Below are 14,077 nucleotides of genomic sequence, written 5' to 3'. Positions count from 1 at the left end.
CAGGGCTGGTCCCGCGCCGGGCCTCGGTGTACACGGAGCCGATGCCCCAGATGAGCCCTCCTCCGCTGCAAACGCTTGATGAGCCGAACCTCGAGGCGCTCGTCGAGCTGATGTTCCTCGCGGCGTTCGCCGACGGCGAGTTCAGCCCGGAGGAGAGGATCCATTTCGCCCGGAGCGTAGAGTCGCTCACGGATCGACGGATCCCGCAGAGCACCATGGACACGCTCCTCCAGACCGTGGTGGAGCAGCTCCACAAGGAGGGCCGCGCGGCCCGGCTCGCGTCGCTCAAGGAACGGCTGGCCAGCCCGCAGGCCCGGAAGGTCGCCTTCTTCCTGGCCGCTCAGGTCGTGGTCGCCGACGGGATCGTCAGGAGCAGCGAGCGCGAGCTCTTGCTCGACGTCGCCGCGGCGCTCGAGCTCGATCAGGCCGAGGCCGCGGAGATCGTGCGGAAGCTCGCCGCTTCATGAGCGGCCGGCCGCCCTCGGCGCGCCGCGTGCGGGGGGACAGGGGCGCCTCCTGCGCCGCGAACGCGGGCCGCGCGCGGCGGGGTGAACGGGCGCCGGCGTTTTCGGTTACGATGGCCTCGCCGTGACCTGGTCCTCCACTGGTAGTTTCCTGATCCCGTTTCCGGTGCCGGGCTCAGCGCTGACCTCCACCCGGGGGACGTACGTGATCGGGGCGCTCATCGGCGACGGGCAGTATGGCTCGGTGTACGAGTGCAGCGGGCCGTTCGATCAGGTGTACGCCCTGAAGATGCTGCGGCCGGCGAACAAGCCCTACCAGGTCGTCAAGGAAGAGTGGTCGCGCGAGATGCTCCGCCTGGAGAGCTTCCGCCACCCGAACATCGTCTACATCCACGACGCGTTCGAGGTGAATTACCTGTTCTACCTGGCGCTCGAGCGGTGCGACACGAGCCTCCGGGCGCTGCTCGGCGCCCCGTTCCAGCCGCCGCTGCTCCTGGAGCTCGCGCGCCAGCTGCTGATGACGCTGCAGTACCTGCACGACAACGGCGTCGTGCACGCCGACCTGCACGCGGGCAACGTGCTCATCTCGCAGCTCGACCACAGGCCGCTCGTCAAGCTCACCGACTTCGGCGTGGCGCACCAGCTCGACGGCGTCACCCGCTGGTTCCGCCCGCAGGTCGCGAACCCGAAGATCCTCGTGCCAGAGCTCGTGACGGCGGGCTACACGACGACGCAGAGCGACCTCTACCAGCTCGGCCTGCTCATGTACCAGATGCACACCGGGCAACCGGCCATCGACGTGAACGTCGCCTACGAGGAGATCACGCGGCAGATCGCCGAGGGCACCCCCCGGCAGAAGGCCGAGGCGCTCGGCACGCCGCTCAGCCAGGTGATCGCCAAGCTGCTGCGCCGCCGCGACGCCTACCGCTACCACTCCGCGCGCGATGTCTGGGACGATCTGCGCCAGCTCCGCTGGGCGTAGCGCAATCTCCCCTGCGTCCCGCGCGCGTTCCGGGCTAGATCTCGCCGCATGATCGCCGCCGAAACGCCACGCGTCGTCTCGCTCACGCCCGCGGTCTTCCACCTGCCGGACGCGGTGAACCAGGTCTCCCGCACCTACGGGGAGAGCCCGATCGTCCCGCGTGGCCCTCGGCTCCGGCCGCTGCTCGACCGGGCACGGCACGGCATCGTCGAGGCCCTCGGCGCGCCCAGCTACGAGGCCATCCTCCTCACGGGCTCGGGATCGACCTCCATGGCCGCCGTGCTCGGCTCCTGCTTGCGGCGCGACGAGCGACTCCTCGTCGTCCGGAACGGCGCCTACGGCGACCGGATCTTCGAGTACGCCGCCACGCTCGGCCAGCCGGTTGTCGACATGTGCCTGCCCTACGGCGAGAGGCCGGACCTCGCGAAGATCGAGGCCACCCTGGCGGCGGACGAGGTCGACGCGGTGGCCATGGTCTACGGGGGCACGTCGACGTGCACGTTGAACCCCTTGCCCGAGGTGGGCGCGCTTGCCCGGAAGTACGGCAAGAAGCTCCTCGTCGACGGCATCAGCGCGCTCTTCGTCGAGCCGCTGGCCCTCGAGGGCTCAGGCATCGCCGCCGTCATGGGCTCGTGCAACAAGGGCCTGCACAGCCACCCGAACCTGACGGTGGCGCTGGTCCGGAAGGACCTGCTCGCCGAGATGGAGCGGATCCCCGCCCGCGTCCCGAGCCTGGAGCTCCACAAGACCTGGCGCGCCCAGCAGGGCGGCGCGCACCCCTACACGATCGATCCGATGAGCCTCTGCCAGGTGATCGCGGCGCTCGATCACCTCGCCGCTACCGGCGGCGTCGCAGGGCGTCACGCCGTGTACCAGGCGCGCTGCGCGATCCTGCGCCCCGGCTACGAGCGCCTCGGGCTGACGATCGCGCGCTGGGAGAACATGCCGCTCCAGTCGATCGGGACGGCGCTGCACATCCCGGCCGGGCGGACGTACGACGAGATGGCGAGCCGGCTCGCCAGCGAGCCGGTCGATGGGCACGTGTTCGAGATCTACGCCGCCCAGGGGAAGCTCTCGGACCGGCTGTTCCGGATCTTCCACATGGGTGAGTACCCGCTCGAGGCCTACGAGATCTTCCTCAAGGCGCTCGCGCGCGTCGTCTGAGCGCGGGGCCCGCGGCTCACTTCGCCTCCTTGGGCGCCTCCTTCTTCTCGGGCGGCGCGGCGGGCTTGTCGCCCTTGGCCGCCTTGTCGGCCGCGGGCTTGGCCGCCTTGTCGGCCGTGGTCTTCCCGGCCTTGTCGTCCCCGGCCGCGTCCTTCGCCGCGTCGCCGACGCCGAGCAGCTCGATGTCGAAGACCAGCGTCGCCTTGGCCGGGATCTTCGGCGGGCTGCCCGCGTCGCCGTAGCCAAGGCGGGAGGGGATCGTGAGCTTGCGCTTGCCGCCCACCTTCATCCCGGCCACGCCCTGGTCCCAGCCCTTGATGACCTCCGACGCGCCGAGCGTGAACTCGAACGGCTCGCGGCCGACGGAGGAGTCGAACTCGGCGTTGTTCTTCAGCAGGCGCCCCGTGTAGTGGACGCGGACTTTGTCGCCGTCCTTCGCCTCCGGGCCGGTGCCCACGACGGTGTCTTCCTTGATGAGATCGGCGGGCTCCGGCTCGACGGGCTTCACCACCGGCACGGCGCTGCCCGGCGGCAGATCCGGCTCGGGGACCTTCTCCTCGCAGCCCGCGACCGGGCCGAGGAGGACAGCGCAGGAGATGGCGATGACGATTTGGAGGGGCTTCATGGCGCCACGTCTTACGCACCTAGCGCTGGGCGATCAACGGTCACCCGACGCGCACGGGGCCTCCCGGCCGTCCGGGTTTCCGTTGCAGCGCTCCGGCCCGCGCGGTTAGGGTGCGGCCACCTTGGCTCGCGCGTTCTCCGTCGCTGCCCTGGCGATCGCCGAGGGGGGCGCCAATGCCGTTGGCGCGGTGCGCTTCACGTGCGCCGAGGCGGAGCTCGAGGTCGAGCTGGTCCGGGTCGCCGGCTACGCCGAGGGGTTCGCCCTGGGCGCCGTGGCGGCGCCGGTCCGCTTCGGGGTGCCCTACACCGCGATCCGCGGCCTCTTCCGGCGCGGCAAGGCGCTCTGCGTGGCGCTCGATCCGTCCGCGTGCTCGCCCCACAACTGCTTCGTCCTCGCGCGCTTCGAGGGCGATCTGCCCGGCGTGCCCGGCGTGACCTCGCCGGCGGCGATGGAGGCGATGGAGAGCGCCTACCGCGCGCGCCTCAACGCCCGCATGGCGAGCTGGATCGCGCCGGCGCCGCTCGGCGTGCTCGCGGCCGCCCTGTCCCCCGACTATCTCGCGAGCGGCCCGCTCGGGACCGCGTCGCTCGCGTGCCTCGTCGCGCTCGCGACCTGGCTCGCGCTGCGCTTCGTCGCGCGGCTCGCGACCTGGGGAGGGCCGCCCTCGGACCGCCTGCGCGACGCGCTCGTGGCGGAGATGTCGAGCCGCATGGGCTTCGCGTCGGAGCGGCTCGCGGCCGCCCTGTCCCCCGGCTCGCCGGCCGCGCCCGTGTTCGCGCCCCGCCCGACGCCGCTCGGCGAGCGGCCGGGGCGCGAACCAAGGCGCGGCGTCGAGGAGGGGATCGACGCGCTCCCGCTCCGGGCCCGCGTGCTCGTGCCCGCGGCGCTCGCGGTGATCGGCATCGTGGCGACGATGGCGTTCGTGCAGCGGTTCGCGGCCCCTCGCGATCAGCCGCCGGCCGAGCGGCAGGCGGCGCGCGGCGTCGGGCAGGCGACCCGGGGAGCCACGGCCGCGCTCCTCGCGAGCGAGGTCCGGGAGCGCGCCGAGCCGTCGTTCCCGCACTGCCTCTGCGATCGCGCCGACTCGCCGCTCTGGCGGGCGGGGGTGCCGATCCTCAGCCTGCTCGGATCGACCGGGCCGGACGACGGCGCCGGGGTGATCGCGCCGATTCTGCGGCGGGACCGCGCGGACGACGACGCGGAGAGCGAGGCCGGCGCGGGGCAGGGCGACGCCGCCGGGGAGCAGGGCGACGCCGGGGCAGAGCCGGGCGACGCTGGCCGGGACGGCGGCGCGACGCGGCCCGCGCGCGGCCGTTACGACTTCGAGCTCGCGGTCGTGAACAACAGCGGCGCGCCCGTCAGCGACTTCCGCGTGCTGCTCACGTTCGCGCGGCGCGATCGCCGCGGCGAGCGCGCCGGCATCACCGAGCGGGGGCTGTTCTGGGAAGGCGCGCTCGGGCCGGGGCGCGCGGTGAAGTGGCACGTCGAGGCGCCCGGGACGGAGGTGAAGATCGAGCCGGGCGTGACGGGCATGCTCGACGGCGAGACCGGCGTGGCGTCGCCCGACGCCTTCTTCCAGCTGACACGCGCGCGCTACCGCGTGGTGCGCATCCACGCGGCGATGATGCTCGCCTGGCTCCGCGACCCGCGCGCCCGCGACGCGCTCGTGTCGCTCCTGCCCGCCGCACCCGCGGAGGAGGTGATGCTCGGCCGGATCCGGCGCGCGACGGCCGATGTCATCCCGTGCTCGGCCGCGGTCGTCGAGGGGCGGCTGCGCGCGTGCCTCTTCAACGGCGGCGTGAATCCGGCGCGCGGCGTGACGCTGCGCGAGGTCGCGGCGGGCGAGGGCAGCGCGCCGCGCTCCTGGCCCGTCGCGGCGACCCTTCCGGTGCACGAGGGGGTGGAGGTGACGCTGCCCCTCGAGGGGAGCGCGGCGCCCGAGGAGCTCGAGGTGGTCCCGCAGGACCGATGAGCCGATGATGGGGGAATGAAGAGAGGCTTCAGGGCCGCGCTCGGCCTGGTCGCCCCGCTCGCCGCCGCGCTGGCGCCGCTCGCGGGGGCCCGCGAGGCCGCCGCGTGGGCGCCGCTCGATCTCGATGTCGTCCCCCGCTGGCGCGAGCTGCCGGCCCGCTACCACATCAACGGGGGGACGATCCCGGGGCCGCTCTCCGGCTTCGCCGCCGCCAGCATCGAGGCCGGCTTCGCGGCCTGGTCGAGCCCCGGTTGCACGGCGTGGGAGGCCGAGCTCCTCGGCGACACGGGGGACGGCTACGACTTCGACGACGGCAAGAGCGTGTTCCTCTGGATCAGCGACGGCTGGCCTGGCGAGCTCGGGCAAGCCGACTCGGTCATCGCCGTCACGATGCCGGTCTGGGATGCCGACGGCGTCATCGGCGAGGCCGACATGATCTTCAACAACGTCGGCTTCTGCTGGAACGACACGGGCGATGGAGACTGCATCGATGTGCGATCGATCGCCACGCACGAAGAAGGGCACTTCCTCGGCCTGGGTCACACGAGCGTGCGCGGCGCGACGATGCTGGGGTTCTACCCGGGCGGCACGTCGGCGCGCACGCTCGAGGAAGACGACATCGAAGGGGTCTGCGCCCTCTACCCGATCGCCGGGACGAGCGCCGCGAGCTCGGGCGGCGGCTCCGGCGCGGGCGCGATGGCGGCCTCGGGCGGAGCGGGCGGCGCGGCGTCGGGGAGCGGGGACAGGCCGAAGAGCGGCAATGTGGACGAGGCCGAGGGCGACGCCGGTTGCTCCTGCTCGGGCGCTGGCCAGCCGCCGATCGCTCCCGGCGCCCTGCCGATGACGGCGCTCGGCGCGCTGCTGGCCATCTGCGGCCGGCGGCCGCGCCGGACCCTGCGCGAGCGGCAGCGATCGGGCGGGGTAGGAGAGCGCGCCCCCCGCGTTGTCGCGCGGACGGGTGCGCTTTACAACCCAGCGCAGCCGGGGCAAACGTCCTGCCATGCCCGAGCCGAGCACCGCAGCGTTCGAGGCGGAGGTCGCGCGTGCCCTCCGCTCCCTTGAGGCCGACAGCTCCGTTTCCGCCCTCGATCCGCTCGGCGATCCGGCCGGGGCGGCGCGCGCCCTCTCGGCGGAGGGCGGCGGCGCGCCGCTGATCCTCCGGGCGGCGCCCGAGCTTGGCGCGCCGCGGCGGGAGCAGGATACAGGCTTCGGCCCGGCGCCGCGGGACCCCGTATGGCTCCGGATCGAGCGCGGGGCGAGCGTCCTCCGGCTCGCGCCGCTGAGGCTCGCGGGCGCCCGCCACGCGCGGCCCGAGGCAGGCGGCGCCGGCGCGGCCGGGGAGGGCACGGCCGAGCCTCGCGACGCGGTGAGCGTCCAGGTGATCTCGGAGCGGCGCCCATGCTGCGGCGCACCCACGTGCGCGCGCGAGCGGACGTACGTCGCCGCCTGGCTCGCGCTCGCCGCGCCCGCGTCCGCGCCTGCGCGCGTCACGGCGGCGCGGCGTCTGCTCGTCGCCGAGGCGCAGGATCTCGAGGCCGCGCGGGCGGAGGCGCTCGTCGAGGCGGTGGCGGCGCCGCTCGCGGCCGCGCTGGGCGTCCCGCTCGAAACGGCGCGGGGTACCGAGCCGCCCGGCGCCATCGCGCCGCGGTCCCTCCCGGAGCCTGCCCCGACTCCACCGCCAGCGCTGCCGGCCGCCGCGCTGTCGCGGTTCGCGATCCGGAGCGAGGGCGAGCTCCTCGTCTTGCGGGACCACGCGAGCCACGGCCCGCGCGGCTCGGCGGCCCGCAACGCGCTCATCGGGGCCGCGCTGCTGCTCGGCGCGCTCGCGCTCTGGATCCAGGTCATGCGGAGCGTCTCCGCGGGCGACAGCGGCATCGCCATCGGCGTCGGCAGCGCCGCCGCGCTGCTCTCGCTCGCGGGCTACGCCTTCCTGGGCGTCGCCAGGTTCTCGTCCCGTTACGCGGCGCGCTCCGCCCCGGTCGTGTCGTTCGGCCCGGGCCGCTTCGTCGTCGCCCCCTGGGTGAGCCGCACCGGCGCGATCGACCTGCGCCCCGAGGGCCGGCTGGGGGCGGCCATCTCCGCCGGGGAGGTCCGCGACATCCGCGTGCTGCCCCGCGGCGACCGGTTCGCGGTCGAGATCGAGACCGACCACGGGCCCATCGACGCCCTCCTCACTGAGCGCGAGGACGTCGCGCGCTACTGGCAGGACGCGATGGATCGCGCCGTCGCCTCGGTGCGCCACGCCGGCGGCCCCTCCGCCAAGCAGCGCCTCCGGGCGCGCGCCCAGGCGCAGCAGGCGCCCGCGGCGGGCTGAGCCGTACCGGCGATCGCCGCCTGCGGACGACCTCGGGCGCCCTCAACCTGGGTCGCCCTCAACCTGGGTCGGACGACCTGCCTCGACCTTGAACAGCCTCAACCTCGGTCGGGGTGCCCTCAACCTCGGTCGGTCGGGGTGCCCTCAACCTCGGTCGGCCCCCTCACCCCCTCAACCTCGGTCGGGGTGCCCTCATCCTCAACCTCGGTCGGGGTGCCCTCATCCTCAACCTCGGTCGGGGTGCCCTCAGTCGGGGTGCCCTCAACCTCGGTCGGTCGGGTCGCCCTCAACCTCGGTCGGGACGCCCTCAGGGCTCGGGCTCGATTCCCCTTGTGCACCGCTCTGTCCCATGTAATGAACTCGTTCAGTGAACGCGTTCACTCAAAGACCCGGTCGGCGCGACGCCCAGAAAGACGCGACCCGCGCCCGGATCCTCGAGGCCGCGCGCGACCACTTCGAGCGCCACGGCTTCGAGGCCGCCAACGTCCGCGCCATCGCCGCGGACGCGGGCGTGGCCGCCGGCACGGTCCTCCTCCACTTCGCCGACAAGCGCGACCTGCTTCACGCCGCGCTGTTCGACGACCTCGCCGCCACCGCGGCCGAGGCCGTCCGCGACGAGGAGCCCGGCTCCCTCGAGCAGCGGCTGCACCGGCTCGGGGCCGCCTTCTTCGCGTACTACGCTCGCCGGCCGGCCCTCTCGAAGACGCTGCTCCGCGACGCGCTGTTCGCCGACCCGCCCTGGCAGGCCCGCTTCACCGAGCAGGTCGCCGCCGTGCACGGCCGCGTCGTCGATCTCTTCAACGCCGCCCGCGCGCAGGGGGAGGTCGCCGACGACGCCGACCCCGCGCTCTTCGGCGTCGCCTTCTTCTCCTTCTACTACTTCGCGCTGATCGCCTGGGCCCAGGGCGCGCACCCGTCGCCCATCGCCCTGCTCGATCGGCTCGTCGCTCAGCACCTCTGCGGCCTCCGCCCCGCAGCCAACGTCAGGAGGGCTCGATGACGTCATCCATCATGTTCCGCAGTCCAGAGGCGCGCGCGCGCATCGCGGCGTGGTTCGACAGGTTCCACGAGAAGCTCCCGGTCCCGACCCGATCGCGCGAGGTCTCCACCCGCTTCGGCGCCACGCACGTCCTCATCGCCGGCCCCGAGAACGCCCCGCCGCTCGTCTGCCTGCACGGCGCGCTCGCCAGCTCCGCGCACCTCATGCCCGAGCTCGGCCCGCTCCTCGCGCACTACCGCGTCCACGTCGTCGACGTCATCGGCCAGTCCGTCAAGAGCGCCGACGTCCGCCTGCCGATCGACGGACCCGCCTACGCCGAGTGGCTCACCGACGTCCTCGACGCGCTCGGCCTCGCGCGCGTCCACCTCCTCGGCGTGAGCTGGGGCGGCTTCGCGGCCCTGCGCATGGCCCAGGTCGCGCCCGCCCGCATCGACCGGCTCGTCCTGATCGTGCCGGCGGCCCTGGTGTCGGGCTCGGCGTGGCAAGGCCTCACCCGCATCGCGATCCCGATGGCCCTCTACCGCGCCTTCCCCTCGGAAGAGCGCCTCGCGCGCCTCGTCTCCGGGCTGTTCTCCACGCACGACGACATGTGGTGCTCCTACTTCGGCGACGCCGTGCGCGGCTACCGGCTCGACTTCCGCCCGCCGCCGCTCGCCACGCCCGCGTCCCTCGCCGGGTTCACGCGGCCCGCGCTCGTGTTCGGCGCCGACGACGACGTGAGCTTCCCCGGCGCGAAGCTGCTCGCGCGCGCGAAGGAGCTCCTGCCGCGCGCCGAGACCGAGCTGCTCGAGGGGTGCCGCCACTCGCCCCCCACCGACGACGCCTTCCGCGCGCGGCTCTGCGAGCGGATCTCGCGCTTCCTCGGGAGCGACGCCGCGCGTGACGCCGCCGACGTCGCGCCGCCCCCCGCGCCGCCCGGGCTCGCCGCGCCGGTCGCGTGACCCTCCGCCGCGCTCCCGCCTGCGCGCGCCCCTCAGTGCCCCGACACGTCGTCGACCTGCGCGAACGCCTGAATGAGGCGCTCGCGCGCCCGCGCCGACAGCGGCGGCGCCTCGATCGAGCGCACGTTCTCCAGGAGGTGCTCCACGCTGCTCGTCCCCGACAGGATCACGTGCGCCCCGGGCTCGTCCCTGCAGAAGCGGTACGCCGCGTCCGGGAGCGACGAGGCCTCCTCTCCTTCCAGGAGCCGGTCCAGCCCCTCGTCGCCGAGCTCGGGCGACACCTTGCCGCGCGCCGCCAGATCCGCGAGCAGCTCCCGCAGCCGATCGGGCCGGCTCAGCGCGCGCCGGACCGCGAACATGATCAGCGTCCCGATGTCCTTCGCCCGCGTCAGCGGGAACACCCGCGCTCGCGCCGACTGGTTCAGAAGGTTGAACCCGACCATCACGACGTCCCACACATCGTCGCGGAGCGCCTGCTCGAGCGTCGCGTGCGTCGGATCGGCTGCGAACGCCTCCGTGATGCCGAGGAAGCGGATCTTGCCCTGCTCGCGCAGGCGCAGCAGCACGGGGACGATCCGCTCGCGCAGATCGGCGTACTGATCCGGCAGCACGCCATGCAGATGGTAGACGTCGACGTGATCCGTGCCGAGCCGCTCGAGGCTCGCATGCAGCGACGACACCACGTCTTCCGGCCGGAGCGGCGCCTCGAGGCGCGTCGTCTTCTTCGTCGAGAGCACCACGCGGTCGCGCGGCACCTCGCGGAGCGCCTTGCCGATGAGCCCCTCGGTCCCGTACGCCTCCGCCGTGTCGATGAAGTTCACGCCGCGCTCGATGGCCGCACGGACGAGCCGGAGCGACTCGGCCTCCGCGATGCGCCCGGACCCGAGCCGGCTGTCGCCGCCCGCACCCAGGCCGAGCACGCTGACCTCGAGGCCGGTCCGGCCCAGGATGATTCGATTCACGATGGTCCTCTCCCTCGATGAACGATGATCGTCACGGCGCCCACGCCGGGCCTGGGCTCACTCCTTCGGGGCGACCTTCCACGACGTGAACCGCCGCTCGACGCGCATGAGCAGGTGATTGAACGTCAGCCCGAGCGCCGTGATGGTCAAGATGCCGACATACATGCTCGGGATCTGGAAATTGTATTGCGCGTAGATGATCAGGTATCCGAGCCCCGCCTTGGCCCCGATCATCTCCGCCGCGACGAGGACGAGCAGCGAGTACGCGCCCGCCAGGCGGATACCCACGAAGATCGTCGGGACCGCGGCCGGCAGGATGACCTTGCGGAACAGCTGGAGCGGCGACAGCCCCATCGTGCGCGCCGACTTGACGAGCAGCGGATCGACCCCGCGCACCCCGCTGATCGTGTTGAGCAGGATCGGCCAGGTGCACGAGTAGATGACGAGCGCGATCTTCGAGGACTCCCCGATCCCGAGCAGCAGCAGGAACACGGGCAGGAGCGCGAGCGCCGCCGTGTTGCGCAGCACCTCGAGCAGCGGATTGAGCGCGTCCGCCACGCCCTTGTACCACCCGATCGCGAGCCCGAGCGGCACGCCCACCGAGATCGCCAGCGTGAAGCCCACGAGGGAGCGCGACAGGCTCGCCTTGATGTGGCTCAGGAGCTGCCCGTTCTGGAGCAGCTGCCACCCCGTCCCCAGCACCTCGGAGAGCGGCGGAAGGAACGCCCCCTCCACGAGGCCCACCCGCGGCGCCGTCTCCCACAGGGCGGCGACCGCGAGGAGGATCCCCGACCGCGCGATGGCGCGGCCGAGCCACCGGGACGCGTCGCCCACGAGCTGCCCTTGCTGTGACTCCTCGGGCAGCGGAATCGATTGCTCCAGGCTAGCCATTGACCGCCACCACGCCCGCCACGGGGCGGCTCTCCGCCGCGCGCTTCTGCCGCTTGCTCCGCTCCTGCTCCTCGGACTTCAGCACCTCCTCGCGCAGCAGCGTCCAGATCTCGTGCCGCAGCCTGCCGAACTCCGGAGTCGACCGCGCGTCCTCATAGCCCCGGATCTCCTCCGGGATATCGATGACCCGCTTCACCCGGCCGGGCCGGGACGTCATGATCGCGACCCGCTGCCCGAGGAACACCGCCTCGTCGATGCTGTGCGTGATGAACAGGATCGTCTTGCGCGACTTCTCCCAGATCCGGAGCAGCTCCGCCTGCAGCGACTCGCGCGTCTGCGCGTCCAGCGCCGCGAACGGCTCGTCCATCATCAGCACCGCCGGGTCGTAGGCGAGGCTCCTCGCGATGGCCACCCGCTGCTTCATGCCGCCCGACAGCTCGTGCGGATACCGATCCTCGAAGCCGGAGAGGCTGACCAGATCCAGGTAATCCTGGGCGATCTCCTTGCGCCGGCTCTCCGGGACGCCCTTGGCCTCGAGCCCGAACTCGACGTTCTCGCGCGCCGTCCGCCACGGGAACAGCGCGTACTGCTGGAACACGATGCCTCGATCGAGGGCCGGGCCCGTGATCGGCTTGCCGTCGAGCAGGAGCTTGCCGCTGCTCGGCTTCGACAGGCCGCCGAGCAGATCGATGAGCGTCGACTTGCCGCACCCGCTCGGCCCGACGAGGACCATCAGCTCGCCGGCCCTCACGTCGAGGTTGAGGTCCTCGATGGCCGTGAACCGCGCGCTCTCCTTGGCGCCGGCCGGCCCCTTGACGGCGAATGTCTTGCTCACATTGTGGAACTGGATCTTGTTGCTCATGGCTCCTCCTGCTCCCGAACCTCGACGAGGGTGGGGCCCCTTCACGGACCGCCCTTCCAGAACGGGTTGAACTCGTCGGTGTACAGCTCGCTCCGCCGCACCTGCTTGAGCTCGCCGTTCTCACCAGCCAGCCGATCCACACGTGGAGCTCGCTCTCGGCGATGAGCCCCCTTTGCCGGCCACGCCCGCGCTCCGCCAGCACTTCAGCGCTGACCAGCCGAGCGAGGCGAGCGCGAGCAGCAGCGCGGCGAGGCTCCGCCAGGCGATCTCAGCGAGGGGATGGCGGCCGTCGGGGGTGGGACGAAGAGGTCCAAACGCGTTAGGAAAGTCGAGCCCATCCAGCATAGAACGACCGCAAATCCCGCAATCCGGTGCGCACCGTCGCACCGCGACGAGGCCCATTCAGGCGCGGTCGTGGAGCGCCATCCTCGACCGTTCCGCTGGCGTTGAGCACGCCCCGTACCAAGCGTGAGCCGGCTCCCTGGACGCAAATCCGCTATAACAGACGGCGGCCTGCTGCTGGAGCAGCAGGCGCTTGCTCACGGAGTGTTGCTACAGCAACAGTGGATCCGTCCTTACGAACCCAGGGCGGGTCTGCGGAGGGTCCGACGAAGACGAATGACAGTTATTTCGACGTGCGCGAACGCCCAGGGTAAATTTCCACCCCATGACCGCCGCCACCACGTCATCGGGAGAAATCGACGCCGAGAAACTCGCGGGCAAGCGCGCACGCCTCTTCGAGCGAGCGCCGGTCGCGATCGTCCAGTACGGCAAGGAGCTCACGATCGAGGACTGGAACGGCGCGGCCGAGCGCCTGCTCGGCCACGCGCGGAAGGAGGCGCTCGGCCAGCGCGTGGACGAGCTCCTGGGCGCGCCCGGCAGCCCCGACGGGTGGCAGCAGCTCCTCGCGGAGGACGGGGCGGCCCCCCGGGTGTGGAGCCACGCCAGGAAGGACGGCGCCGTGCTGAGCGTCGAGTGGCGCCACGAGCGCATCCTCGACGAGCACGGAGAGGTCATCGGCGTCGGCGTGTTCGGGCAGGACGTGACGGAGCGGACCGAGCAGGCCCGTCGCCACCGTCAGAGAGAGGTGATCCTGCAGGCCATCACGCAGTCGCTCCCGATCATCGTCTGGGCCATCGACCGCGAGGGGATCTTCACGTGCCACGAGGGCAAGGCGCTCGAGGGCATCGGGCTCCAGCAGGGCGCGCACATCGGCAAGAACGTGTTCGACCTCTACGCGAGCAACCCGCACGGGTGCGAGGTGCTGCGGCGGGCGCTCGCGGGCGAAGCGAGCCATTCGGAGTCCCTGACGCACGGGGTGTTCTGGGACAACTGGGAGGTCCCCATGCGCGACGAGCAGGGCGAGGTGTTCTCGGTCGTCGGCTTCACCCTCGATATCAGCAAGCCAAAGAACACCGAGCAGGAGCTCCGGTCCAGGCTGGAGCTCATCGAGCGGCAACAGCGGGTCATCCGCGACCTGTCGACTCCCATCATCCAGGTGTGGGACGGCGTGCTGACCCTGCCGATGATCGGCGTGCTCGACAGCGCCAGGACGGCGGAGGTGATGGATACCCTGCTCGATGCCATCGTCCGCACGGGCTCGCGCTTCGCCATCCTCGATCTCACCGGCGTCGAGCTGGTCGACACGAAGACCGCGAGCTACCTCCTCGATCTCGTCGCCGCGATCCGGCTGCTCGGCGCCGAGGGCATCGTCGCCGGCATCCGCTCGAACGTCGCCCAGACCATCGTCAGCCTCGGGCTCGATCTGGCCAACATCACCACCCTCGGCAACCTCCGGGCGGCGCTCCAGTTCTGCATCCGTCAGATGACCAAGGAGCGCGCGGCCGGCGCGGCGCACGCTTCGCTCCAGGGCGCTGCTCCGCGGCCCCTGTGACAGCGC

The 14,077-nt window shown here is 72.5% G+C and carries 13 protein-coding genes; 9 read left to right on the top strand and 4 right to left on the bottom strand.

The window, feature by feature from the left end:
- Positions 1-50 precede the first annotated feature (50 nt).
- The 3 genes from WME82_RS26120 to WME82_RS26110 all read left to right on the top strand — a co-directional run bounded on the left by WME82_RS26120 (position 51) and on the right by WME82_RS26110 (position 2,610).
- Positions 51-467: a tellurite resistance TerB family protein gene (locus tag WME82_RS26120; RefSeq protein WP_438037515.1), complete on the top strand. Its 417-nt coding sequence runs from the start codon at positions 51-53 to the stop codon at positions 465-467.
- 121 nt (positions 468-588) lie between these two features.
- A complete protein-coding gene (locus tag WME82_RS26115; RefSeq protein WP_012237410.1) occupies positions 589-1,446 on the top strand; it encodes a serine/threonine protein kinase in 858 nt (285 codons plus the stop codon).
- Between the two features lie 48 nt (positions 1,447-1,494).
- Positions 1,495-2,610, top strand: coding sequence for a pyridoxal-phosphate-dependent aminotransferase family protein (locus tag WME82_RS26110; protein ID WP_437739182.1), 1,116 nt, complete (start codon positions 1,495-1,497; stop codon positions 2,608-2,610).
- 16 nt (positions 2,611-2,626) lie between these two features.
- Here WME82_RS26110 and WME82_RS26105 read toward each other — a convergent pair whose 3' ends face one another.
- Positions 2,627-3,235: an FKBP-type peptidyl-prolyl cis-trans isomerase gene (locus WME82_RS26105; protein WP_438037514.1), complete on the bottom strand. Its 609-nt coding sequence runs from the start codon at positions 3,233-3,235 to the stop codon at positions 2,627-2,629.
- A 121-nt stretch (positions 3,236-3,356) separates the two neighbouring features.
- On the opposite strand from WME82_RS26105, the gene WME82_RS26100 reads away from it, so the two are divergent.
- The 5 genes from WME82_RS26100 to WME82_RS26080 all read left to right on the top strand — a co-directional run bounded on the left by WME82_RS26100 (position 3,357) and on the right by WME82_RS26080 (position 9,462).
- Complete coding sequence (locus tag WME82_RS26100; protein ID WP_438037513.1) at positions 3,357-5,207, top strand: hypothetical protein; 1,851 nt, start codon at positions 3,357-3,359, stop codon at positions 5,205-5,207.
- A 15-nt stretch (positions 5,208-5,222) separates the two neighbouring features.
- Positions 5,223-6,269: a matrixin family metalloprotease gene (locus WME82_RS26095; protein ID WP_438037512.1), complete on the top strand. Its 1,047-nt coding sequence runs from the start codon at positions 5,223-5,225 to the stop codon at positions 6,267-6,269.
- Positions 6,208-7,521, top strand: coding sequence for a hypothetical protein (locus WME82_RS26090; protein WP_438037511.1), 1,314 nt, complete (start codon positions 6,208-6,210; stop codon positions 7,519-7,521). Before WME82_RS26095 ends, WME82_RS26090 begins: the two co-directional genes overlap by 62 nt.
- 367 nt (positions 7,522-7,888) lie before the next feature.
- The gene (locus WME82_RS26085) at positions 7,889-8,521 is read left to right on the top strand and encodes a TetR/AcrR family transcriptional regulator (RefSeq protein ID WP_438037510.1); all 633 of its coding nucleotides are present in this window, start codon (positions 7,889-7,891) and stop codon (positions 8,519-8,521) included.
- Positions 8,518-9,462 (top strand): alpha/beta fold hydrolase, encoded by a 945-nt coding sequence (locus WME82_RS26080; RefSeq protein ID WP_437911345.1) that lies wholly within the window; start codon positions 8,518-8,520, stop codon positions 9,460-9,462. The genes WME82_RS26085 and WME82_RS26080 overlap by 4 nt, the downstream gene beginning before the upstream one ends.
- Positions 9,463-9,494: 32 nt before the next feature.
- On the opposite strand, the gene WME82_RS26075 is transcribed toward WME82_RS26080, so the two are convergent.
- From WME82_RS26075 to WME82_RS26065, 3 genes are read right to left on the bottom strand one after another with little or no spacing between them, the layout of a single operon-like run.
- A complete protein-coding gene (locus tag WME82_RS26075; protein ID WP_438037509.1) occupies positions 9,495-10,424 on the bottom strand; it encodes an aldo/keto reductase in 930 nt (309 codons plus the stop codon).
- A gap of 57 nt (positions 10,425-10,481) precedes the next feature.
- Positions 10,482-11,315: an ABC transporter permease gene (locus WME82_RS26070; protein WP_438037508.1), complete on the bottom strand. Its 834-nt coding sequence runs from the start codon at positions 11,313-11,315 to the stop codon at positions 10,482-10,484.
- The gene (locus WME82_RS26065) at positions 11,308-12,177 is read right to left on the bottom strand and encodes an ABC transporter ATP-binding protein (RefSeq protein WP_437911343.1); all 870 of its coding nucleotides are present in this window, start codon (positions 12,175-12,177) and stop codon (positions 11,308-11,310) included. Before WME82_RS26065 ends, WME82_RS26070 begins: the two co-directional genes overlap by 8 nt.
- 667 nt (positions 12,178-12,844) lie before the next feature.
- On the opposite strand from WME82_RS26065, the gene WME82_RS26060 reads away from it, so the two are divergent.
- A complete protein-coding gene (locus WME82_RS26060; RefSeq protein ID WP_438037507.1) occupies positions 12,845-14,071 on the top strand; it encodes a PAS domain S-box protein in 1,227 nt (408 codons plus the stop codon).
- Positions 14,072-14,077 lie beyond the last annotated feature (6 nt).

This window comes from Sorangium sp. So ce128 (genome assembly GCF_051525245.1).
GTDB lineage: Bacteria > Myxococcota_A > Polyangia > Polyangiales > Polyangiaceae > Sorangium > Sorangium cellulosum_B.
Note: the sequence above shows the minus strand (reverse complement) of the source record. Positions and strands in the feature narration are given on the sequence as shown.

What these genes read in the sequence shown, in the direction of transcription:
- WME82_RS26095 (WP_438037512.1), top strand. Translation starts at nt 5,223, where the DNA reads ATGAAGAGAGGCTTCAGGGCCGCGCTCGGCCTGGTCGCCCCGCTCGCC.
- WME82_RS26060 (WP_438037507.1), top strand. Translation starts at nt 12,845, where the DNA reads ATGACCGCCGCCACCACGTCATCGGGAGAAATCGACGCCGAGAAACTC.
- WME82_RS26105 (WP_438037514.1), bottom strand. Translation starts at nt 3,235, where the DNA reads ATGAAGCCCCTCCAAATCGTCATCGCCATCTCCTGCGCTGTCCTCCTC.
- WME82_RS26070 (WP_438037508.1), bottom strand. Translation starts at nt 11,315, where the DNA reads ATGGCTAGCCTGGAGCAATCGATTCCGCTGCCCGAGGAGTCACAGCAA.
- WME82_RS26110 (WP_437739182.1), top strand. Translation starts at nt 1,495, where the DNA reads ATGATCGCCGCCGAAACGCCACGCGTCGTCTCGCTCACGCCCGCGGTC.
- WME82_RS26080 (WP_437911345.1), top strand. Translation starts at nt 8,518, where the DNA reads ATGACGTCATCCATCATGTTCCGCAGTCCAGAGGCGCGCGCGCGCATC.
- WME82_RS26120 (WP_438037515.1), top strand. Translation starts at nt 51, where the DNA reads ATGAGCCCTCCTCCGCTGCAAACGCTTGATGAGCCGAACCTCGAGGCG.
- WME82_RS26065 (WP_437911343.1), bottom strand. Translation starts at nt 12,177, where the DNA reads ATGAGCAACAAGATCCAGTTCCACAATGTGAGCAAGACATTCGCCGTC.
- WME82_RS26090 (WP_438037511.1), top strand. Translation starts at nt 6,208, where the DNA reads ATGCCCGAGCCGAGCACCGCAGCGTTCGAGGCGGAGGTCGCGCGTGCC.